This window comes from Emticicia fontis (assembly GCF_054779675.1).
Genome location: NZ_BAAGXU010000021.1, coordinates 82,145 through 104,576, shown reverse-complemented (window position 1 = coordinate 104,576; position 22,432 = coordinate 82,145). Strand labels below are relative to the sequence as shown.

General features: G+C 36.7%; 18 protein-coding genes. 7 read left to right on the top strand and 11 right to left on the bottom strand.

The features are described from left to right. Positions 1-87: 87 nt before the first annotated feature. Together ACYVFA_RS12590 and ACYVFA_RS12585 are read right to left on the bottom strand one after the other, a co-directional pair. On the bottom strand, positions 88-2,775 hold the full coding sequence (locus ACYVFA_RS12590) for an ABC transporter permease (protein ID WP_460472180.1): 2,688 nt from the start codon (positions 2,773-2,775) through the stop codon (positions 88-90). 104 nt (positions 2,776-2,879) lie between these two features. Then, positions 2,880-3,206, bottom strand: a complete 327-nt coding sequence (locus ACYVFA_RS12585; RefSeq protein WP_460472179.1) for a PadR family transcriptional regulator — start codon at positions 3,204-3,206, stop codon at positions 2,880-2,882. A 680-nt stretch (positions 3,207-3,886) separates the two neighbouring features. On the opposite strand from ACYVFA_RS12585, the gene ACYVFA_RS12580 reads away from it, so the two are divergent. Then, the gene (locus ACYVFA_RS12580) at positions 3,887-5,431 is read left to right on the top strand and encodes an NHL repeat-containing protein (protein ID WP_460472178.1); all 1,545 of its coding nucleotides are present in this window, start codon (positions 3,887-3,889) and stop codon (positions 5,429-5,431) included. A gap of 308 nt (positions 5,432-5,739) precedes the next feature. On the opposite strand, the gene ACYVFA_RS12575 is transcribed toward ACYVFA_RS12580, so the two are convergent. Beyond that, positions 5,740-6,435, bottom strand: a complete 696-nt coding sequence (locus tag ACYVFA_RS12575; RefSeq protein WP_460472177.1) for a helix-turn-helix domain-containing protein — start codon at positions 6,433-6,435, stop codon at positions 5,740-5,742. A gap of 1,264 nt (positions 6,436-7,699) precedes the next feature. On the opposite strand from ACYVFA_RS12575, the gene ACYVFA_RS12570 reads away from it, so the two are divergent. After that, positions 7,700-8,590, top strand: a complete 891-nt coding sequence (locus tag ACYVFA_RS12570; protein ID WP_460472176.1) for a recombinase RecT — start codon at positions 7,700-7,702, stop codon at positions 8,588-8,590. A gap of 107 nt (positions 8,591-8,697) precedes the next feature. Here the strand turns inward: ACYVFA_RS12570 and ACYVFA_RS12565 are convergent, their stop codons facing one another. Then, complete coding sequence (locus ACYVFA_RS12565) at positions 8,698-10,119, bottom strand: serine hydrolase domain-containing protein (protein ID WP_460472175.1); 1,422 nt, start codon at positions 10,117-10,119, stop codon at positions 8,698-8,700. Between the two features lie 37 nt (positions 10,120-10,156). Next, complete coding sequence (locus tag ACYVFA_RS12560; protein WP_460472174.1) at positions 10,157-11,014, bottom strand: DUF2306 domain-containing protein; 858 nt, start codon at positions 11,012-11,014, stop codon at positions 10,157-10,159. A 177-nt stretch (positions 11,015-11,191) separates the two neighbouring features. Between ACYVFA_RS12560 and ACYVFA_RS12555 the strand changes: the two genes are divergently transcribed. Beyond that, entirely contained in the window at positions 11,192-11,512 is a 321-nt protein-coding gene (locus tag ACYVFA_RS12555; RefSeq protein WP_460472173.1) for a peptidyl-tRNA hydrolase, read from the top strand. Positions 11,513-11,543: 31 nt separating this feature from the next. Here the strand turns inward: ACYVFA_RS12555 and ACYVFA_RS12550 are convergent, their stop codons facing one another. Beyond that, positions 11,544-11,921 (bottom strand): helix-turn-helix domain-containing protein, encoded by a 378-nt coding sequence (locus tag ACYVFA_RS12550; RefSeq protein ID WP_460472172.1) that lies wholly within the window; start codon positions 11,919-11,921, stop codon positions 11,544-11,546. Between the two features lie 10 nt (positions 11,922-11,931). Further along, complete coding sequence (locus ACYVFA_RS12545) at positions 11,932-12,228, bottom strand: type II toxin-antitoxin system HigB family toxin (protein ID WP_460472171.1); 297 nt, start codon at positions 12,226-12,228, stop codon at positions 11,932-11,934. A gap of 430 nt (positions 12,229-12,658) precedes the next feature. Here ACYVFA_RS12545 and ACYVFA_RS12540 point away from each other — a divergent pair, with 430 nt between their 5' ends. Beyond that, entirely contained in the window at positions 12,659-14,278 is a 1,620-nt protein-coding gene (locus tag ACYVFA_RS12540; protein WP_460472170.1) for an ABC-F family ATP-binding cassette domain-containing protein, read from the top strand. A gap of 125 nt (positions 14,279-14,403) precedes the next feature. Here the strand turns inward: ACYVFA_RS12540 and ACYVFA_RS12535 are convergent, their stop codons facing one another. Then, a complete protein-coding gene (locus ACYVFA_RS12535; protein ID WP_460472169.1) occupies positions 14,404-15,861 on the bottom strand; it encodes a Gfo/Idh/MocA family protein in 1,458 nt (485 codons plus the stop codon). Positions 15,862-16,200: 339 nt separating this feature from the next. Between ACYVFA_RS12535 and ACYVFA_RS12530 the strand changes: the two genes are divergently transcribed. Then, positions 16,201-16,443, top strand: coding sequence for a hypothetical protein (locus tag ACYVFA_RS12530; RefSeq protein ID WP_460472168.1), 243 nt, complete (start codon positions 16,201-16,203; stop codon positions 16,441-16,443). A gap of 217 nt (positions 16,444-16,660) precedes the next feature. Here the strand turns inward: ACYVFA_RS12530 and ACYVFA_RS12525 are convergent, their stop codons facing one another. Then, positions 16,661-17,518 carry a universal stress protein gene (locus ACYVFA_RS12525; RefSeq protein WP_460472167.1) on the bottom strand — a complete coding sequence of 286 codons (858 nt, stop codon included), beginning with the start codon at positions 17,516-17,518 and terminating at the stop codon, positions 16,661-16,663. A gap of 1,168 nt (positions 17,519-18,686) precedes the next feature. On the opposite strand from ACYVFA_RS12525, the gene ACYVFA_RS12520 reads away from it, so the two are divergent. Then, positions 18,687-18,935, top strand: a complete 249-nt coding sequence (locus ACYVFA_RS12520; RefSeq protein ID WP_460472166.1) for a hypothetical protein — start codon at positions 18,687-18,689, stop codon at positions 18,933-18,935. A 248-nt stretch (positions 18,936-19,183) separates the two neighbouring features. On the opposite strand, the gene ACYVFA_RS12515 is transcribed toward ACYVFA_RS12520, so the two are convergent. After that, positions 19,184-20,539 (bottom strand): DUF3500 domain-containing protein, encoded by a 1,356-nt coding sequence (locus tag ACYVFA_RS12515; protein WP_460472165.1) that lies wholly within the window; start codon positions 20,537-20,539, stop codon positions 19,184-19,186. Between the two features lie 832 nt (positions 20,540-21,371). Here ACYVFA_RS12515 and ACYVFA_RS12510 point away from each other — a divergent pair. Beyond that, positions 21,372-21,662: a hypothetical protein gene (locus ACYVFA_RS12510; RefSeq protein WP_460472164.1), complete on the top strand. Its 291-nt coding sequence runs from the start codon at positions 21,372-21,374 to the stop codon at positions 21,660-21,662. 60 nt (positions 21,663-21,722) lie between these two features. On the opposite strand, the gene ACYVFA_RS12505 is transcribed toward ACYVFA_RS12510, so the two are convergent. After that, the gene (locus tag ACYVFA_RS12505; protein ID WP_460472163.1) at positions 21,723-22,148 is read right to left on the bottom strand and encodes an SRPBCC family protein; all 426 of its coding nucleotides are present in this window, start codon (positions 22,146-22,148) and stop codon (positions 21,723-21,725) included. Positions 22,149-22,432: the final 284 nt, after the last annotated feature.

Sequence of the window (22,432 nt, the reverse complement as noted above, 5' to 3'; positions counted from 1 at the left end):
AGTGAATGAGTGATTTTTAGAAAACCAGATTATTACGCTGTATTTATTAATCACTCTTTCACTAAATCACTAACTCACTCAATTCCCCTATTCACTCTTCAAACTCTTTACCGGATTCATGGTAGCCGCTTTAATGGCTTGATAGCTGACAGTCAATAGGGCTACACCCAGAGTAAATGCGCCTGCTACTACAAATACCCACCACTCAATATCAATACGATAAGCAAAATCTTTTAACCAACGTTGCATCAGGTAATACGAAATGGGGAAGGCTACCAACATGGCTATCCCTACCAATACAATAAACTCTTTCGTCAGTAAAGTATAAACACTCTGGATACTGGCACCTAATACTTTTCTGATTCCTATTTCTTTGGTGCGCAACTCGACCGCATATAATACCAACCCTAACAAACCTAGTGAGGCTATCAGAATAGCCAATGCCGCAAAACTGGTAGCAATCTTGCCTGTCTTCTGGTCGCTTTCGTATTGGCGGTTGAAATCTTCGTCCATAAAACTATAATTCAATGCCTGCTCAGGTACCCGAGCTTTCCATTTGGACTCTATCTGACTGATTAGGCCGGGCAGATTTTTTGAAGAAATTTTTAGCGACATACTTCCATTATCTCTGCCATATAAAAGTGAGAGTGGCGTAATTTCATCGCGCAGACTACTAAAGTTGAAATTTTTGATAATACCAACTACAGTATATCCAATGATTTCTTTGGTATCGATATCTTTGAATGTATAGACTTTTTGCCCTAGTATAGCTTCACCTCCGAACTTCTTAGCCGCTACTTCGTTCAGAATAATAGCAGTGCTATCAGTACCAAATTCTTTCGAGAAATTCCTTCCTTTTTTTAGTTTGATGCCCAAAGTAGGAATATAATCATCGTCTACTGTCCAGTTTTGCATAGAGACAGATCCATCCAGACTACCAGTTGGATTGTTCATGTAGGTATTATTGGAACGACTAAAATTGACAGGTAGGAAGCCACTCATTGAAGCCGCTTCAACTCCTGAAATACCCAATAATTCATTTTTAAAACTTTGAGTCTGCTCGCCCAAAGCACCTATGTTCTGTAAAACCAATACCTGCTCACGGTTATAGCCCAAATCTTTGTGCTTAATAAAATCTAATTGACGATAAATAATGATTGTACCCACCAGCAAAATAATAGTGATACTAAACTGGAATACTACCAGAGAATTACGGAACCAACCCGACTTGAAGCCTTTGGTAATTTTTCCTTTTAAGACCTGACTCGGTACAAATGAGGAGATAAAAAAGGCAGGATACGCTCCAGAAAAAAGTGATAATAAAACCATTAAAACCAATGAAGACCCAATAAGTTGAGGCTTTCGAATTTCTTCAAAAGACAGTGCTTTATTGGCCAGCCCGTTGAAAGAAGGAAGAAGCAAAAACAACAGCGCATAAGAAATAAACAAAGCAATAAAAGAAATAGCGAAAGACTCTGACAGAAATTGCGCAACAATGCTGAGTTTGGTACTCCCCATCACCTTACGCATACCTACTTCTTTCGCTCTGTTAGCTGCAACCGCCGTAGAAAGATTGGTATAATTGAAGCTTGCCAGTAGCAAAATCAGAAAACCAATCACCGAAAAAATGTATACATTGTCAGGATTTCCGTTGCCGTTCAGTTCTCCGATTTTATTAGATTTCAAATGAATATCTGTCAAAGGCATTAGGCTGATATTGGCCGCTCCGCCAGATTTCAGAACTTCCTCTAAAGTCTGGTTAACAGCAGCCTTTAATTCCAAGGACAATTTCTCATGGTTCAGTTTAAACATTTTTGATTGTAAAACTGCCAGATTAGCATCTTTGCGTAGCAACACATACGTATTAAAATTTTCGCTCAACCAGGAGGTCAGCTTACTGCTCTCGTCGTCGGCCATTGGTACAAACACATCAAAATTAAAATGCGATTGCTTAGGCATATCTTCAAAAACACCCGTGATTTTATACGTTTTCTGGTCGGTAACAAAACTCTGGCCTACAATATTAGTCGTATTGAAAAACTTCATAGCCTGTGTTTCATTCAGCACAATAGCATTGGGTTCATTCAACGCGGTGGCGGGATTTCCTGCTAAAAACTTAAAATCAAAAATATTGAAAAGTGTAGAATCAGCATAAGCTACCCTATCAACCGGACGAGATTGCCCATCTTTCTTTAACAAGACAGTCCCCTTCCACCGCACACGTGTATAATTTTCAATCTCAGGGAAAGCAGCCTGAAACACCTGTCCCATTAGTGGCGGACACACCGCCAAATCGAAATAATTCCCGCTGAATTTTATTTCATTGTCAATTCTATAGATTCTGTCCGCTTTCTTGTTGTATCGGTCATAGCTCATCTCATCGTTTACATACAGAAATATCAGCAAACAAGTAGTGAGTCCGGTTACTAATCCGAAGAGGTTAATAAATCCAAAGGTTTTGTTTTTCAGGAGATTTCTCCAGGCGATTTTTAAGTAATTGCTTATCATATAGGGGTTTATTAAAAAGTACCAGGCATTAATAGAATCGGGATTTGCCGAAAAGCGGCGTTTCAGAAAATAGGGTCGGCAAAACTTTAATGCTTCCCAGACATACAGCCATTTGGCTTTGGTCTCTCCTATCTCTTCCACCTGTATATCAAATTGCTCGTGCATATCTCCCTGCAATTCCTCAAATAAATCATACGGTAGCACCGCCGACAGAAGCTTTTCAGCCCAGCGAGGTGGTTGTGGTATTGAAGGGATTTGCTTTTTCATAATTTATCAATCTAATCGTGAATTAGCGAATGGTGAATTAGTGACTATGACTAAAATACTATTACAAGCTATTCGCTAATTCGTTATTCGTTATTCGCAATTTCTTACGAGAATGATAATTTCGGAATGGCGCTCCATAAATCGTTGCGTACATCGCGCATTTCATCAAGGGTGCGTTTGCCTAATCCTGTAATGCTGAACAATCTCTTTCTGCGACCTCCGCGTTCATTTGTTGCGCCACCTAATGCTGAACTTACAAAACCTTTTTCTTCAAGACGGTATAACGCGATATGCACTCCACTCAGACTAATGGTGCGGTCGGTACGCTTCTTGAGCTCAGCTGCAATCGTCACTCCGTAAGCACCGCCTTCTAATACTGCCACGGTCAGCAAAACCAGTTCTTCAAATTCTCCTAAATATGGTCGTCCCATTGTCTCTATATTTAATCAGGTTATTTCCTTATCATTTGCTAAACAAATCAAGCCAGACATTCCAAATTTCTCAGTACATATCTACTTGATTTATTTTATTATTATTTGCTAAACAAATCAGGCCGAATGTCTGCGATTATATAAATTACCAAGCCATGATTCATTTCATTATATTTTGTTAAACAAATGGAATGCCAATTACAAAAAACGCCTCAGGAGCACATTAAAGAGGTTTTTTATCAAGCATGAGTGTCCGAAATCGTACAGTTGATTGTCCGTTTTTGGGCGATGATTAGCCGCTAAAAGAATGAACTTCTTCAAACGAAAAGACTAAAGACAGGGTTTATAAGGATAATAAAATCAAACAATAATGAGCAGAAAAGTCGCACAAAAAATGGGTATAAATCCATACAAATTCTCATGCATAGGGTCATGTTGAAAGTACAGACCCAAGTAGTAATTCTGACTGGTCATTTAATAAGTTCACTCATCCAAAAATGAAAAGGTATAACGTAATTATTCTTATTTGAAGGAAAGAACGACAAGCCGCAGAGATAACATAATCAAAGTTCACCTTTCCCTAATAAGATACCTAATAATAAAAAAGCAAGTAAATAAACTTATTGCTATGGGATTTAAGCTACTTTTGTTTATTCACTCAAATCATAAACAATCTAGCTATGACTTCTCTTCGTACAATTCTCCTTTTACTATATTTCTGCATTCTTAGTTTTACAACCTTCGCTCAGAATGTAACTATTCTTCCAGGTGGCATTACCCCTAATCAAGGAAGTACATATCCCAGATTAAGTTATGATGAGATTGCCTCGCTCACGTCTCCCCAAGATGGAGATATAGCCTATGATGTAACTTTTAAATGTATGAGGCTTTATAATGGATCGAAGTGGGTGAGGCTGGTTAGTGATGATGATTTGAATATACCGTCTATGACTGGTTGGTCGGCAGGGGGAGGTGGACCAGATGAAGGAAAATCTGTAACTACAGACCCTCATGGGAATGTATATGTGACTGGCTATTTTACTGGTACTGCTAGTTTTGGGACAACTATTGTAACAAGTGATGGAGGCCAGGATATTTATATAGCAAAATACCAAAGTAACGGAACGCTAGAATGGGTTAGAACGGCAGGAGGGTCTAGTGATGAAATTGGAATGAAAATGGCCGTGAATAAAAATGGTGATATATTTCTAACTGGTGCCTTTGTAGGGAGTTCAAATTTTAGTGGTACAATTATTAATAGCGTAAGTAACACAACTGATGTCTTTGTAGCCAAATATGATAAAGATGGCTTATTCCAATGGGTTCAACAAGGTGGAGGTAATAGTGCTGATGTTTGTACTGGTCTGGTCATAGACTCAACTGATAATGTTTATATTTCAGGTTATTTTAAATCAACTGCTACATTTGGTCCTGTAAGTATTACAAGTGCTGGGGAAGAGGACGCATTTATTGCCAAGTATAACGCCAATGGAATATTACAATGGATTCAACGAACCGGAGGAGCAAATACAGATTTTGGGCGTAATATTGCTGTTGATAAAAATGGATACGTTTACGTTACAGGATTTTTTGTAGGAGCTTCTACAATAGGTAACAACTATTTTCCCGGTTCTGGAGGGGCTGATATTTTTATAGCTAAATACAACCCTTTTACAAGTTCGTGGGTTTGGTCGGGCAATGGAATAAGTTCAGGTGATGATTCGGGTGTAGACATAATAACTGATGCGGATGGAAACTTCTATCTAACCGGATACTTTGGTAATACTTTAAATCTGGGTGGAGGAATTTTAAATAATTCGGGTAATTTGGATATGTTCGTCGCTAAATTTTCTACAAATCTTGGTTTGATATGGTTAAAAAAAGCAGGTGGCAGTGGTCAGGATATTGGGATGGGTATAGAATTAGATAAATCTGGTAATGTTTATATAGCAGGTGTTTTTCAAGAAACAACTTCCTTTGAAAATACTTCACTTACTAGCAATGGAGACTATGACGTATTCATAGCTAAATATAACAATGTAGGAGTAATGCAATGGGTGCAAAAAATAGGTGCCACCTTAGCAGATCAAACTAACGATATATCTGTTGACAGCAACGATAATGCCTACGTAACAGGATATTTTCAAAATACTGTAAAATTTGGTAATGCTAATCTAACAAGCGCAGGAATCGGTGACATCTTCGTAGCACGAATCAAAGAATAGCTCTTGATAATACTTGCCATATCAGAAGGGTATGGCAAGTATGCTATTTGCACTATATAAATCAGACAAATAGCATAAGTAAAGCATCATCAAAAAAATATTTTTCTTCATTCGTTGATTATTTTGATGTAAATGATTGTTGAGCAAATTGCAATTATAAAATGAAATAAATCCCGTATAAAAGCAATTCTATTTAGAATCAATCTAAACAACAAAACTAAAGGAGTATTCCTGAGAATACAAGAAAAATAAGAAGAATTTCAGGATTATATCATGATCACTAATCATGCAGTAATTTTCAAGTATGATTAAAACGTCCGTTTCATTACCTTAAAAATCTTGTGCACATCATTCAAAGAGAGTTTGAAATCACAGTATTCGGGGCTGTCGTTGCGGCTATGGCAGGTGATAGTAGCGGTTGATCTATCAAAAGCGATAATGTCTTTAAACAATACATTGCGTTTGGTCAGTATAATCCATCCGAATCTTGATTCGCCAAAGCCATCCATCCACAAATCCATTGAAAGCTCTTTCCCTAAAACAGTTGCTCTGTCGGGTGTATCATCAATTCTTCCTCCATTCATACTATCTCCCGAAATACGGAAGGCCAGAAAATTGCCTCTATCTATTTTATCTACTACAAAAGGTACTCTTTCTTCAAACTGAAAAGTACCTGCATCGCTTAACTCATCGAGATAACGGGCAAAGGCTTCGGTTGTCAACAGAGGCACTTCTACAATGAGATCTCCATCTGTATTACTGATAAATTTATTACCATTATTATTAACATAAGCATTTTCTAATCCGGCCTTTTTATAATTCAGAAATACTTCTCTGATGGTTTTTTCTGCGAGGCTCGATACATTCCTGTCACCACTTTCCCAAAGTTGCACAGCCCGCATCGATACACCAACAAGTTCGGCGAACTCTGTCTGTGAAAGCTTATTTTTCTTGCGAAAATTCTTAATTTCTGTTCCACTCACCGGAGGTATGCCAATAGTCATGAGGTGTATTCGTTTAAAAAATAAAAATAATTTCTGATTTCACTTGTTTAATACGAATTTGTTCGCTATTTTTGTTTCATCAAATACGAACAAATAAGTTTTTCGAAACAAAAATAGTAAAAGTTCGTAATTGTGCAATAAAAATTTTAAAGATTCAGCAAAAATTGAATCCACACAACAAAAAACATATTTAATAAATACAAAAGTCTTAGTTGAATCGTCGAATTACCTAAATCCACACATAGGCATTCTCATAGCGATTCAAGCTAAAGTTATCAAAACCAATAATCTGAAAAAGAAAATATCGCTTAGCCTGATTGTGCTGCGAGAGTCTGGTGACCTTCGCTAAGGTGATGGCTATTGGTAGATTAAAAATTTATTGATGCGTATGTAGTGTTTAAATCCTCCTCTTTTTTGGAGGAGGTGTTTTTGAACACGCCATCAGAAATGTATCGTGCATTTATTTCATGACTAATATTTATTAGAAAAGCCTCCTCTGAATGGAGGAGGTATTTTTTGAAGACATTGATTAATTGCTGTGACTATTTATATATTGATTTTTAGGGTTAGATAGAAGAGTAAAACCCTCCTCCAGATGGAGGAGGTGTCTTTTAAAGACATTGATTAATTGCCGTGACTATTCATATTTGATTTTTAGGGTTAGAATAGAAGGGTTGAAACCCTCCTCCATCTGGAGGAGGCGTTTTTCAGAAGAATAGATCACAATCATAAAGGCTTATTTAGTAAGGTTAGGAATATCAAGTAAAACCCTCCTTCGCCTGAAGGAGGTGTTTCTCAAAAGAAATTTAGTTTGTTAAACACGTTTAGTAAAATAGTTAAAAGCCTCCTTCAGTTTGGAGGAGGTATTTTTTGTTTTGCTCTGCATATAATTGAATTGTCAGGATTTGAACACGAAAAATAACTGGAATCTTTACTGAAACAGGAAAAGAATCATAGTTATTCATCTCATATAAACAGATGTCTAGGTTTAGTATTTTAGGAGGATCATCAAACCCTCCTCCGTTTGGAGGAGGTGTTTTTTAAGTCCAAAAACCACGAAAATATTAGCTATTTCTTGCTCAATAAACAGAGCATAGAAAACGTTTAATATTACATCTCTATCGATACTATTATAATTCTGACAATCTGCTTTAGTTTTAAAAAGGAATCAGCAGGAATATTTCTTATCCCAAAAAACTATTCTTAAGTCAGGAACGCATTTTTTCAGTAGTAAACAATCCCAGATTATAACAAATTAAACAAAATGTCAGAACAGTTAACTACCAAAGATTTTTTTGGCAAAACCTCGGTGAAACAGAAATTTGAAGAATTACTAGGCAAACGAGCTCCCGCTTTTATGACTTCAGTGCTTCAGATTGTAGCCAGCAACGAATTACTGAAACGAGCCGACCCAACCAGTGTGTATCATGCAGCAGCTACGGCCGCTACTTTAGATTTACCCCTGAGTAATAATTTAGGCTTTGCTTACCTGGTACCTTATAATGACAGAAAGAGCGGCCGACAACTTGCCCAATTTCTGATAGGTTATAAGGGTTTTAAACAATTAGCCATTCGGAGTGGGCAATACCAGACGCTTGATGCCAAAATAGTTTATGAAGGACAAAAGATTGACGATGAATCGTTTCAGGGTTTCCATTTTGAATGGGATAAGAAAATCAGCGACAAGGTAATTGGCTATGCGAGCAATTTTAAGCTGCTCAATGGCTATGAAAGTACTTTTTTCATGGATGCTGATTCGGTGCATCGGCATGGGAAACGCTACTCGCAGACTTTCAAAAATGGTAAAGGGCTTTGGGCGGAAGATTTTGACAAAATGGCTTTGAAAACTGTTACGAAGCTCCACCTGAATAGTGGCGACGCACCGCTCTCAGTTGAAATGCAGAAAGCAGTTATTACTGATCAATCTGTGATACATAATGTAGAAGGTACCGAGGTAGAATATATTGATAATCAGGCTGAAAATGCTGACCCGGAAGAAACCAGCAAAGAAAGAGAGCTGCAACGCATTGCCAATTTTATTTCTAATGCCATGACCGTAGAACAACTGGAACTGGTTGATGAACACGTCTACGACTTTGGGCTGGTTGAGATGTATGAATCCCGAAAACAGGAATTGTATCGAAAATCAGCTTAAGATACACACTATTGAATCCACACAATTTTTCATATAAAATACAGTCTTATAAACACGCGCCCAATTACGTATATTCAACAAAGTTACTTAAGCATTTCAGGCTTACTTTATTTCACCTCATCCACCACCCGCTTACCTGAAAACTGCGAATGGCTTGTGCGCCAAACAAGACTTTGAAATGTATCTCCCTGTCTTTTTTGAAACGAAATCCATGGGTCTAAGCCTGGTACATAGAAAGTCTTATCATCTAATTGCAGGATATTATATTCCATTTCATTTTGTAATCTTAAATAAGGCATATTCTCTTTCAGGAAAATTTCTACCGGGCCTATTTTGTCGATAGTGTATTTACCAACGATCGACTTGATTTGTTTTGTATCAACTTTTTCTGCTTGTGGCTCTGTGATAACCGGCTCTTTTTTACCTTCCACAATATCTATTAGTGCTGCTGTAAGTTGTGGTCTGACCCATTGTGGTATATTTGTATTACTCACAAAAGCAATGGTGAACTGCTTTTCAGCATCCCAGTAAATGAAACTATAAAATCCGGCTACGCTTCCCCAATAATAATAGGCATTACTATTTCTACCCTGATACCAACCACCCAAACGCAACTGAGAGAGTTTTCCCTGAATTGTTACCCACGAAGTAATGATGCTCATAAGGTTTTCATTTAAAATAGGCTGGTGGTAAAAAGAACTCCCCCATCGGTATAAATCATTTGCCGAAAACCAGATATTACTTCCGCCATAAAAACCTTCGCGGTCGCCGATGTCGGCTATTTCTAACACATCATTCTCATAAGTATATCCTTTTATCCTTTCTCCCGGCCATTGATTCAGTAGTGCAGGTCTTATAAATGATTGATTCATTTTCAGTGGCTCAAAGAAATACTTGCTCAGAAAAGTCTGGTACGACTCTCCACTCACACGCTCTACAATAGCCGCAGCCATATCAAAACCCGGACTATTATAACTGAAATTGGTATAGGGCGAATATTGCAAGGCTGGTTTCTGCTCTTTCAAGACTGCAAGCATTGTTTTGGCATCAAGCACATAAGAGGCGGGTATTTTGCCAAAATAATAATTGTAATCCGGCAGTCCTCCGGTGCTATGTGTTAATAGATTCCAGATTTTGGTATTTGAATAAGGGTAATCGGGGATGTATTGTTGAACTGAATCTAAAAGACTTAGTTTTTGTTGTTCGGCCAACAATAAAACGGCCGTGGCGGTTAGTGTTTCGGCTATTGAACCACCATCTGATGGTGTATTTACCGTAAAAGGCGCATCATTTGAAAAATTAGCATATCCATAGCCTTTGCTTAATAAAATACTATCTCCCTGCCCTACTACTATCGCACCATTGAAGAGATTTTTCTGATTCAATCGATTAAGAAGCGTATCAATAGCTACTGCTTTACTTTGTGCTGATAGCTGCTGACAAACAAGGAGAACAGAAAAAAGTATCAGAAGATAGGTGTGCTTCATAAATTGTCTGGCCAGATAAAATAAACGCTGAATATACAGCATTTTTTTTAATCTGCTGAGAGACTCTAGATTTTGTTGCTCAAAACACCCAATCCACAATAGCTGGCCCCCAGTAGAACTTAGTGAAATAATATGTACCCAAAAGTAAGAAACTGGTCATTCCTAATAGAATTATCGTAAAAACCAGATTTAGCCACATAGAAGTCTTGCGGTTATTCTGTGAGCGGATGAATATCTCGGCCACCAGCAGATTAGGGATATAAAAGAAGAAAGCCATCACATAGTCGAACGGCCCAGAGAAGGTATTGTTATGCCCGGCTTTATCGGCCAATAAAAACCAGAAACCGTAATCCATTCGGTATAGCCATGAGCCGATTGCTAATGCATATAGGCGCAATGCCCAGGCTCTGTGGGTATCAACATTTTTTGCTACCGCGTGCCGATACGTTTCAACGGCTGCTACCAGCATCAGGATACCATACAAACCAAAGCCTATATTCATAACCATACCACCAATGGTCCCTTTGGCAATAATAAAGGTAAGCCCACCGATGGCTACTAATACAGAAGCTACCACATAGATACGCCCTACCCAACGGTGAAAAGTCAGGTATTTGATTCTGATGGCATCTATTAATTGAATACTCCCTAATATCAGAATGATTCCTCCCATGGCAAAGTGTAAACCTATACCGGTTGTGGCTTTCTGAGTACTTTTATCATATAATCCTGGCAATATTTCATTCCATCGTTCCAGATTTCCCTGATACAAAGCTGCTGCGTAGAAGGCCAGGATATAAAGTCCGAAAAGTCCTGCACTTACCCATACGGTAGTCATGAGCAAAATACGTGTCCAACGGAAAATCGTGGCAATGATTTTTTCTGGTTTAGATAAGTTAAGCGGTTGTGCATTGGCAACCGTGCGTGCGTCTGTCATAGGAATAAAAGCTAAGGAGTGTTCTTAAAAAGAGGTTGATGTAAAATTAAGAATTTTGCCGAAGAAATAAATACAAAACTTTATTAAGCGTGTTTCTGATTGAATGAAAAGCTTTTGTGGATTCAATACCAATTTCCATGTTTAATCTTTAATATTGCCACATAAAACGGCCTAATCATGAAAATGTATATTTTAGTGCGAGACGATGTGCCCGATAATTTTGTACCTGTCATTACTGCACACGCTTCTTTGGCCTGTTATAGGAAATACGAAACTGACCCGGAAATGCAGACCTGGATTAACAGCATTTTCAGGAAAGTGGTTTGTAAAGTCAATCTCAAAGAGTTTGAAAATGCTAAAAACGAAGCAAAGAACCTAGTCCTTACCGAATCAGCCTTGAATAATCAGAAGGTATGTATCGCTTTTTGTCCGAGAGAAGAATATTCCAAGCCATTTCGTTTTTTTAAGATGTGGACACCGAATCAGGCTGCAATCTAGAAGATTTAATCAGAGCTGATAGAATCCATACTCAAACTGCTAAAAGAGTTTTAGCTGAAATTCCTAAACCTTGATGAAGTTTGCGTATCATTTCTAAAGTAAGAGGTCTTTTTCTGTTCAATACTTCCGAAACCCTACTACTACTGCCAAAGTAAGGTGCTAAATCTTTACGTTTTAAACCCTCTTCTTCCATTTTAATTTTTATAGCCTCAATTGGATCCGGCGCTTCAATGGCATAATGTTTCGATTCATAATCTTCTACCAGAATAGACACTAATTCTAAAGTCTCTTCCTCTAGAGTGTCTTCTTCACAATCAATCAACGAATCAATAATTTTTAAATATTCCTGATATTGTTCTTTAGTTTTTATTGGTTTTAAACCAATTTTTATCTCTTCTAAATTTTTCATTTTGTGGCTTTTAAATATTCTTAATATCTTCTATCAAATCATACTCTTTATGAGTACCTATAAATCTTATATAAACTGTTTTAAGTTTATAGCGGAACAAAGCAATTAAACGATATTTATTTCTGCATATATTAAAAACTACTCTATTGTTTCCAACCGTATCTGTTCTTGGATTATCTTCTATTACTTCATTAGGTGTCTTATAGTCAGCATTCTTTATTTTATCATACCAATATTTGAGTTCCTGTTCAGAATCAGGATACAATTCCCAAAAATCTCTAAGAGTACCTTTTGTAATGATTCTCATAAACTAAACAATTATATTTCAAGAAAGATTACCAATTTGGTAAATTATATACAAATATGGTATTTTTTTTATTATTTTAAAAATCATTTTTAGCAAAGAATAGTTTTAAGAATTACCCTCGCTGCATATACCAGATTTGTAAAATCCACTAAAATCCCCTACCTTTGCATCAAAATAAAATCATACTCAATGTAAGATACTAAGTAAGAGAGCACTTTGGCTCTCATAGATTCCAATCGGAATGTTTTGATAAAACCCATTGTCAATTCACCAGCAATACATTTTCTGAGTGTTGCGGTCAAACTTAGTAATCATGTAATACCCTCTCATATTTTAGCCTTTTGGGCTCATCTGACGGCAAACATCCTTTCGGTTCGTTTGGCTTGTCCTTCTATATTTTATTTTTCACAAGCTATTTACACATTGAGATATGAGTATTATCCTCAAATCATTATCCTATATACATTCAGACAGAGAAACACTGTTTCAACAGATTAATTTTTCCATTAATGCAGGAGAAAAGGCCGCTTTAGTTGGCAATAATGGCACAGGAAAATCAACCTTATTACAAATCATTGCCGGACATTTGGCACAATCGTCAGGAGAAGTAATGCTTACCGAGAAGCCCTATTATGTGCCACAACATTTAGGGCAGTATGATTATTATACTATTGCACAAGCTTTGGGAATAGAGTCAAAACTCGACGCTTATGAAGCCATTCTGCAAGGTGATGCTTCGGCTGAAAACTTTGAATTATTAAACGATGACTGGGCAATTGAAGAGCGGGTTCAGAATGCTTTTGCCTATTGGCATATCCAACATTTAGCACTCAGGCAACCAATCCATTTATTAAGTGGAGGGGAGAAAACCAAGGTTTTTCTGGCAGGTATCCTGATTCATGAGCCGGGAATTATCTTGCTTGATGAACCGTCGAATCATATGGATGTAGAGAGTCGTAAATTACTTTATGACTTTATTAAAAAGAGCAAAGAAACTATCCTGCTAGTAAGTCACGACAGAACTTTATTGAATATTCTTGACCTTACTCTTGAACTAAGTAAAAATGGTGTAGAAGTTTTTGGTGGTAATTATGAATTCTATAAGGCGCAGAAAGAAGGCAAATTGGAAGCACTTGAAGCAAAGCTGGATGAGAAAGAAAAAACACTGAAACAAACCCAGCAAAGAGCCAGAGAATTAGCTGAGCAACGCCAGAAACAGGAGATACGTGGTAAAGCACATGGTGAAAAACAGAATCTACCTAAAATAGTTGCAGGTAACCTGAAAAGCAAAGCCGAAGTGAGTACGGCTAAGGCAAAGGATATCCAGCAAGAGAAAATGAATGATATTACTGATAGTCTGCGACAAATCAGGAAGCAAATACAAGAACAGCAGGTTTTGAAAATAGATTTAAAGAAATCGGATTTACATAAAGGCAAAATTCTGATAGATGCCCAAGGGATCAATTATGGGTATCAGGACATTTTACTTTGGGAGAATCCTGTGTTCTTTCAAATCCGGTCGGGAGATAGAATCAGAATTGAGGGGAATAATGGCACAGGTAAAACCACGCTGCTCAAATTGATTACTGGTGCTTTGGAGCCATTAGCCGGTGAAATTTATCGGGCTGATTTTAAATATCTATATGTTGACCAGAATTACTCCATCATCAATAATCAACTGACCGTTTTTGAGCAAACCCAGCAATTCAACGAACGGCACCTGCCGGAGCATGAATTAAAAATGCTATTAATTTACCACCAGTTTCCAAAAGAACTTTGGGATAGAAAATGTGTCGGATTGAGTGGAGGTGAAAAAATGAAACTGCTTCTTTGTTGCCTTGCCATCAGCAATCATACACCGGATATGCTGATACTAGATGAACCAACCAATAATCTGGATGTGTACAGCCAGGAGATATTGACTCAGGCTATTAAAGATTTTAATGGTACTCTATTAGTTATTTCTCATGATAAGCATTTTATCCAAGAGATTAATTTAGATGATATAATTAGTATGCATAAAGCTAATTATGTTATATGTCTTAATTGATATTTGAACTGAATATACGCCTTGGAAGTGCATAAAAATAGAGACAGGGAAATACCCTGTCTCCACAATATTCGGAATTTCTCAAAAAGATTATTTTCTGAAATTTCCACAAAAAACAATATAACCTATACTTTCCAGCCTTCGCGGTAAGTTGTTCTGCCTACAAATTGGTTGGCTTCTTCAAGGTTAGTGATACGCATATTTTCACCATCCCACAATAGTTTTTTGCGGGCGTAGAACTCTGCTTGTCCTTTGGCGTTGTCTCTTTTCAACAAGTAGCTTCTGATAGCCAGATTACCCATCAATACGGTTTCTGTCATTGGGCCAGCATAATCAAAAGAAGAGGTTAGTTCTTTATGCTCTTTGCTATTGAAACCTGCTTTACAAGCATCTACCCATCTGCGTTGATGTCCGTATTCTGGCTCAATATCTTTTGGTAAATCAGGACCTACTTCTCTGGTACCGTCGTTCAGGAATAATTTCGGCATCATTGGTGAGCTATCGTTGATATTGGTTGTGATAATTCCTTTTTCACCAATAATCATTACACCATTGCTGCTGTTTGTGCCACCGATATCTTCGTTTGCAGGAATAATATCAGGGTGAGAAGGTTTGATACCACCGTCACTCCAGGTCATTTCAATCGGAGCCTGGCTTTTCTTAGTAGCATCAAAATGAAGTGTGATGAACGAAGAAGCCGGACAACCTTCAGGATTATACTCAGGAGCCCACATTTTGGTATAAACCGCTGCCACACTAGCTTCAGCATCTTTAGGGTATTTCAAGCCTAAAGTTCTGAAAGGAATATCTATTAAGTGACAGCCCACATCTCCTAAAGCACCTGTACCGTAATCCCACCAACCGCGCCATCCGAATGGATGCAGATTCGGGATATATGGTTTGTACTCGTTTGGTCCTAACCATAAGTTCCAGTCTAAATCTTTTGGCTTCAGGCTATCATCTGGTTTTGGCATTGCATTACCTTGTGGCCATACTGGGCGGTTTGTCCAGATTTGTACTTTGGCAATTTTACCTAATTTACCAGAATCAACCCAGCCTTGAACTGTTTTCAATAATGGGTTTGATGCGCCCTGGTTACCCATCTGGCTCACGATTTTGTGTGTTCTGGCCATTTCAGTCAGCATACGTGCTTCACGGATATTGTGCGTCATTGGTTTTTGCACATATACGTGTTTGCCGCGCTCCATCGCAAATTTGGCAGCAGGACCATGTACGTGGTCTGGAGTAGAGATAGTTACGGCATCGATGTCTTTTTCTTTGTCTAACATCTCGCGGTAGTCAGCATATAATTTCGCGTTCGGAAATTGTTTAACTGTCTGAGCGGCAGAACCCGAAAAGTCAACATCGCAAAGGGCAACTACACGTTCTCTACCTTTTACAGAAGCATTGGTTATATCGCTACGGCCTTTACCTCCTGAACCGATAGCAGCCAGATTCAACTGGTCGCTTGGAGAGATAAAACCGACACCACCCAATACATTTCTAGGAACGATAAAGAAAGAAGAAGCAATAGCGCTTTTTTTGATAAACGATCTTCTGGATTCGTTTGATTTCTCTTTCATGTTTAGATTGATCTATTTAGGATTGAAAAATTGTGCTTGAAGAACCCGTGTTCAGGTACATTGCAGTACGTTATGAAGGTATTTCTTTTGCGGTCGCTAAAGTAAATAATTTAGAGGCAAATCCATTGGAAAGCAGTATAAATTTATTGCAAATTTTGCAATCTCGTATTTGATCAAGATATGAGGCTAATATATTATTGGTAAATAGAAAGCGGTGAATTATTGTCTTAGTTCAGAAAATATTAGTAATTGCCACTTGAAAACACTATTTTATTCACCTCTTTGGAACAATTGAGATTTAAAATAAAAATGAAACACAAGGTCAAAGACATATTTGTAATGTCATACGACAGTACTATATTTATAATCGATGATCATGAAGAGTTGCCTGAATCACTTCGTGGCGAATGGCAAATATCAAAAGATTACTTTCTTTATGAAACCATTACTATTATAGCTGAGAATATACCCGTACCACGATCTGGAAAAATTAGAGTTCTAGAAACAAAAACACCATTGGATAGGGAGGATTTAGATACAGAAAAACATCTGATTGAATTGTCTATCGTTGAAGACAAATAATTGAATTTGGTTTTCGCACCTCCCAATCAGCGTTTGAAATTCGATAACAGAAAAAACAGACCCGGTCAATAACCAGGCCTGTTTGTCAGATAGGTTCCATGTTTGAAGTAAAAATAGTTCTTCAAATAATAAAGTTGAGAAATCTAGGGCAACGATTTACAATTATACGCATATTAAAGGTTTAAAAATCCGGGATTTGCTCCTCAGATAATTTTTGTTAAAAACTCACTTTTTCTTTGTTGTTCACATTTGCAGTTGACTTGTTATATATATTCATTAAGGGTACTGATGGGTTCAAGGCGAGTTTGCTTGACAGCGAACGATTGAAGACTCCCTCAAAAAACGAACGTTGTCTGGTTATGGTTACCAGCATATCTGTTTCATGAAAATTCAGGTATTTTGTAATCCCATCCTTGACACTTCTGGCGCAAATGGTATAATCTATTATCTCTATATCATTAAAAAAATAATGATACTCATAAGTAGGCAGAGGTTTAATACAATCATGATTGCTTTTTACTACATTTAATAAAATAAGGGAAGCCGCGTTCTTTTGTAAAATTGTCTTTAAATCAGAAAGCTCTTTCAATGGGTAATCGGCCTGTCCTTCAATCGCCATTAATACATTGTTAAGAGGTTTATTATTTACCTTTTCTGGTACAATTACAGAGTTGGCAGGTACATTCCGTACTATATCTGTAGCTATATTTCCAAAGAAAGTATTTTCCTGCTTACTGGTAGTACCCGCAACTACTAAGTCAAAATCTCGTTGATACCTTAGAAAATGCAAAACTCCAGCAGGTGATAATGGTAATAAAATACTTTTAAATGTATGAATATGATTGTTATCTAATTCTTGTGCTTTTAAAATAAGTTGCTTCATTTTAGTCTTTGAACGACTGTAAATCGTTTCAAAAGATTGGAAAGATGCTTCTGCAAGATTATCACCCTGAAAAGAATAATAACTGTGCAAAAAGGTAAATTCGCTGGCATGGTTACCTAATAAATTAAGTATATATCTTATTGCTTTTTCTGATGCTATAGAAAAGTCAGTTGTAAAAAGTATTCTTTTCATAAATCTCACCCAAAAAAAATGATTAAAATTATCTCCTAAAATCTTAAAAAAAAGACAAGGCATTGCCTTGCCTTTTTTTAATCACCTAACCACTTGATTATCAATCCTAATAAATCAATAAAACCAATTCTATCTGAATGTCATGAAGATGTGTGAAAGTGTATTTTAAGATACCATAAACAGGTTTGGCAACAATAGACCAGCTATTTAGATTATTAAATAAATTAATATTTTTAAATTATTAGAAATTACCACGCTGATTTATGAGCCCCAAAAAAGCATATCAGATACAATCTGATTCAACAGCAGTTTGTACGTATTTCTTTTAAAATCTTAGTTTTCGATGGGGTAAAATCTGGTGTGATGTCAGAAGGCAAAAAAACTAGTCATTAGACCCACAATCTGATATGGATTATGGATTATTCTCAATAGTATTAAATTACCATAGACACGAATTATTTAAGTCATCAAGCCAACCTCGTTTGAGGAAAATACTGAGACATAATGGCAAAATTCATAGACATAACAGGCAAAAGTATAGAAATTTTATAATAGTTAGTACGTGGAGACAAATGTATGGTAAATTTTAGAAAATAAAATATTTTTTGATTTTATTTTTTTTTCAGGAACAAAAACAAAAAAATACGTATATATAATATAGTTCAAATAAACGCTTATTTCTCTACTATTTAATAATGAATTATGCCTATATTTTGGTAAATCAAGAGAGACTGCAAAGGCTTCATAAAAAAATCGGGACACTTACAATAATTCTTTAATACCTATCGGTAATTTAATCAATAAATAACTTATATTTACTTATTATTTGTGAGTAAAAACCTGAACAGAATTACCCGGTGAGGAACACTTCCTCATCCCTATCCTGATATTTGCCTTAAGCATCTTATCGGGGTAACTCAAAGCCTATAAATTAGATTTCCAGCCAATTTCTAATTCTTTGAATAAAGATAAAATAAGTCGAGCTACCAGTCGTTGAATAATTATAGATTTTTGATTGGAAAAGTCTAAACAAAAACTTATATTTACATCAATCCAGCAACTGCACCATAAATTTCTGTCCCAAACGGTTTCCCCTTTTTTTAAGTGTTTTCCAATTAGATAAGCAAATTTTTGCCGTTAATCAGTTTTTACTTTAATTAGACAAGCAATGAAAACTTTCAATGAACTCAATAATGACATCACGCACGCACTAAGGCGTTATGAGATTACTTATGCCGACATCAGCACCAGTGCCTTGCAGACTGCTCTTACGGTTTCGATCAGCAAGGAAGTGTGCCAGAATAAAATGAATGATTTTGTAGATTATCTGAATGATTTGAAAGTGATGTACCAATCGTCTCTTACGCCTGGCTCAGGATTTATCAAACTGACGATTTTTAGCAATTTTATGATTTGATGCGTAGCCGATGTCTCAGGTTGTTTTATATTTTCTTGCATTAAACGAGAAGGGCATTCAATAGAACTCCCTTTGTGTATACACTTTGTTTCTACATTTAATACGCTCTATTGTCTGGCTCTTTTATTCTGAATTAATTCTTCTGCATACTACGCTAATATCAAATAAAAAAAGTGCCCCATAGGAGGCACTTCTGTCAGACAAATTAAGCGAACAAACGGAGACATCGCTTTGTATTTTTACATTTACTATAATCCGCCATAATCTCTTTTTCTATCTCTGTAAACTGAACGATACTGCACCTCTGCCGGGTTTACTATGGCTGGTCTCACAATAAACTCTATCCAGAGGCTTGGGCCGTCTATTCGTACATAATCACCGATTTGATTAAGAGTAGCATTACCCGAATAAGAAATATAGGTATTTTCCAGCTCTTGTTCGTAGATTTTAAGCATAGCCTCTGCTGTTAAATCATCTGCGTCTAATGTCCACGGTTTAATAGCTGCGAGCACCAATGCTTTTTGCGTAGCATTTAAAGAACTGACTGGTATACCAACTTTAGTAGTTGGAAATTGTCCGTCTTTACCTGCACCCAAACTTACTTCAGTAAAAGCAGTTGTTAATTTAGCTGAAGATAGCTGCGTGGCGGTCAATCCTGCCAGCATGGCAGCCATAGTGTTTTTTTCATTATCTAATGGCGCGTAAGCTGTAGTAGCTTGTAGCCATGTGCGCGGTTCCACTGCCTGAAATGACGGCGTAGTGCCTACCACAGCCCCATTACTGAATGTAATATTCTGGGTATAATTATGTCCTCCAATCTGCAATATCCAGGTTCCGGTCTGGCTTGGTGTACCTATAAAAGCAATGCTATATTTCTTTGACGAGTAATTGGCTTCTGAATTAGCAGCCAGTATATCTTCGGCCATTGTAATCTGTAAAAACTCACTATATCCCTCATCAGCAGTAGTACCTGTGGCGGCTTCTATCACTTTTTTGGCTGCGATAATCTGCGATTCTGTCAGGGTACTGAATTCTAAACCATTACGTGTCACATTTCCTGATTGCACCGACCAGTTGATTGCATTTGGTTTCGTATAAGGTAATTGCAGGGCTGTCCATTGAGCTGCGCTCAATGTAGTTTTAAAAGTATCTATGGCAGCCAATACTCTGCTTACCGAGCCTGTAGAAGGTTTAGGCGTAGTAGTATCTGCCGAAACTGATAGTTCTATATTACAGGTTTGCCCACCAAAAGTAATAGGAAAAGAGGCCTTTCCTGCTGAAGTCGGGGTGCCAGTAATAGCATAAGCAATCGTTCCATTGCCATGCGTTAAAAAACCTGCCACCAGGTGCGCTTTTAAACCTGTAACACCTGTAGAAGCGATACTATCATTTGAGGTATAAGCAATGCCGTTTCCACCAGAATAATTGATGGTAGCTCTTCCAGTAAAGGAGACGCCACTCATAGGAGTAGCCGAAATACTAGCAGTTGAACAGTTTAAGCTTGAAATGAGCGGAGTAGTAACAATCTCATCAGGCTCACATGCCTGAAAAATTATCATTGATATCAACAGGAGTCCTACCCAATAGAATTTATACGTTTTCATGGTAAGTAAAAAAATTAAAGTTGTATGGATTGTTCGCTTGCGCACATTGATTGGTTAATCTCTTCATAAGATTAATAAGCAACGTTTATAAATAGGGAATGCGGAAGCTAAAAAGGTGAAGCGTAAAGGTTAACTGGGTGAGTTTGTATTTAAAACGAGTAAAGAAGCTATTTAGTTTAAAACAGAAGATTAAAATTAAAAGCAAGCCTGAAAAACATATACCATTGCTAAAAAAATGAAGACCAATGGTAAAATCAGTTATCTATTAATTTCTTTATAATTATTCGATTTTGATCAGATGCTGGGCTATTATAATGTTGTTTATGATAGCTAAGCAAAGAAGAATGGAACAACCTGTTCTATAAACATCAAGACCTTCATTTAAGTCAGTTTGAATCATAAAAGAAAAAAACAAATGAAAGTTAAGCAAATGTAAAATTATAAGAGAAGGGCATTTGTTGCGACGAGACAAAAAAAAAGCAGGACAAAATCCTGCTTTTTTAAGTATGTTTTGCTGTGACTAAAAAAGTTTACAAATTTTGCAATAATTAATCATAAAAGTCAAGTCGAAGGGCAAAAAGTTTAATTAAAATTCCATTAGAATTTAAAAAGGCTCTAAAATATCAGGCTTTATTAGTGTAAAAATGAAGATTTTAAAGAAAATAGCTTTTAAAGTGATGAAGCAAGATTAAAAAACAGGTATATACCCATATACTAAAATAAGGGAATCGGCGAATCTACACCTTATCTGCCCCGTAACTATCTTTTCCACACAACAAACTAATTCTTTCCTACTGCCGTTTTAAAGCAAATACTAAAACACAAAATATCCATGCGAACAATTTTTGGGATTATCACTATTGTCTTTATGCTTACTTTAGTCTCATGCACTAAATCTGATTCATTTACTGGCATAATCGAAAGCATTGAGAATGGTAAAGATGGTTATGTGGCTACGCTAAAAGACAAAAAAGGAGAGAAATTTGAGGCCATTTTTTCAATTCCGAATATGGGCACACATTACAAGCGCTGGGAGATAGGTGATGAATTGAGCATTAAAGGAGATACCCTCGGCATTAACAATACCTATCGTGTTATTGCCAGAGAGGCTGAGAAGAAATGATTATTTGTTATAACTTTGATTTAACTAAGATATTAATTTGTTAAATCAAAGTTATAAAGCTTATAGCGTTGTTTCTGCATATCTTTTGAAATTATTCAGAATAGCCTGCCAACCTTGTTGCTGCATTTCGACAGGGTTTTGATTTTCGGCATCGAATGTTTCTTCCACCAGAGTCTCCAGCCCATTGTTTGAAAAAGTAACGCTTACCTTGCGCCCATCTCCAATAGTATATTCAATTTGCTGGTATTCAACTACATTATCATATTTTCCGCCAAAATCAAAACTAAAACTACCATCTTTAGCTGCCATTGTATAAGAAAACTCCCCTCCTACTCTTAAATCATTTGATGCTTTAGGAGTGTGCCAGTCATGAGAGGCGTTGTTCCATTGCATGATGGCTTCGGGTGTAATGAAATCCTGCCAAACCTTTTCAATAGGAGCATTGATAGTGGCACTTACTGTAATTTTTGTTGGTTGATTACTCATAGTATATTTGTTTATGGATTGCTTTGGGCTTAAAATCTATCAATAGGCATTTATTTCCAAGTGATAAATGTATTACAAGTTAAACATTAATTTTAGACAAAATTATTTGCTTAGTAGTATTAACAATTAATTGATTCTCACTCGCGAGTTTTGTACCGATTATACGTCAGATAGTAATATTTTATTAAAGAAGGGTATCAAATGGGTAATATAGGGACAGTGGTCAGTTTATTGAATAGAGCGTTGAAATAGAAAATTATTAATCAAAGTATGTGTGGTTATTT

Excerpts from the sequence above, each read along its gene's own strand:
- ACYVFA_RS12590 (WP_460472180.1), bottom strand. The coding sequence starts at position 2,775 with ATGAAAAAGCAAATCCCTTCAATACCACAACCACCTCGCTGGGCTGAA.
- ACYVFA_RS12585 (WP_460472179.1), bottom strand. The coding sequence starts at position 3,206 with ATGGGACGACCATATTTAGGAGAATTTGAAGAACTGGTTTTGCTGACC.
- ACYVFA_RS12580 (WP_460472178.1), top strand. The coding sequence starts at position 3,887 with ATGACTTCTCTTCGTACAATTCTCCTTTTACTATATTTCTGCATTCTT.
- ACYVFA_RS12575 (WP_460472177.1), bottom strand. The coding sequence starts at position 6,435 with ATGACTATTGGCATACCTCCGGTGAGTGGAACAGAAATTAAGAATTTT.
- ACYVFA_RS12570 (WP_460472176.1), top strand. The coding sequence starts at position 7,700 with ATGTCAGAACAGTTAACTACCAAAGATTTTTTTGGCAAAACCTCGGTG.
- ACYVFA_RS12565 (WP_460472175.1), bottom strand. The coding sequence starts at position 10,119 with ATGCTGTATATTCAGCGTTTATTTTATCTGGCCAGACAATTTATGAAG.
- ACYVFA_RS12560 (WP_460472174.1), bottom strand. The coding sequence starts at position 11,014 with ATGACAGACGCACGCACGGTTGCCAATGCACAACCGCTTAACTTATCT.
- ACYVFA_RS12555 (WP_460472173.1), top strand. The coding sequence starts at position 11,192 with ATGAAAATGTATATTTTAGTGCGAGACGATGTGCCCGATAATTTTGTA.
- ACYVFA_RS12550 (WP_460472172.1), bottom strand. The coding sequence starts at position 11,921 with ATGAAAAATTTAGAAGAGATAAAAATTGGTTTAAAACCAATAAAAACT.
- ACYVFA_RS12545 (WP_460472171.1), bottom strand. The coding sequence starts at position 12,228 with ATGAGAATCATTACAAAAGGTACTCTTAGAGATTTTTGGGAATTGTAT.
- ACYVFA_RS12540 (WP_460472170.1), top strand. The coding sequence starts at position 12,659 with ATGAGTATTATCCTCAAATCATTATCCTATATACATTCAGACAGAGAA.
- ACYVFA_RS12535 (WP_460472169.1), bottom strand. The coding sequence starts at position 15,861 with ATGAAAGAGAAATCAAACGAATCCAGAAGATCGTTTATCAAAAAAAGC.
- ACYVFA_RS12530 (WP_460472168.1), top strand. The coding sequence starts at position 16,201 with ATGTCATACGACAGTACTATATTTATAATCGATGATCATGAAGAGTTG.
- ACYVFA_RS12525 (WP_460472167.1), bottom strand. The coding sequence starts at position 17,518 with ATGAAAAGAATACTTTTTACAACTGACTTTTCTATAGCATCAGAAAAA.
- ACYVFA_RS12520 (WP_460472166.1), top strand. The coding sequence starts at position 18,687 with ATGAAAACTTTCAATGAACTCAATAATGACATCACGCACGCACTAAGG.
- ACYVFA_RS12515 (WP_460472165.1), bottom strand. The coding sequence starts at position 20,539 with ATGAAAACGTATAAATTCTATTGGGTAGGACTCCTGTTGATATCAATG.
- ACYVFA_RS12510 (WP_460472164.1), top strand. The coding sequence starts at position 21,372 with ATGCGAACAATTTTTGGGATTATCACTATTGTCTTTATGCTTACTTTA.
- ACYVFA_RS12505 (WP_460472163.1), bottom strand. The coding sequence starts at position 22,148 with ATGAGTAATCAACCAACAAAAATTACAGTAAGTGCCACTATCAATGCT.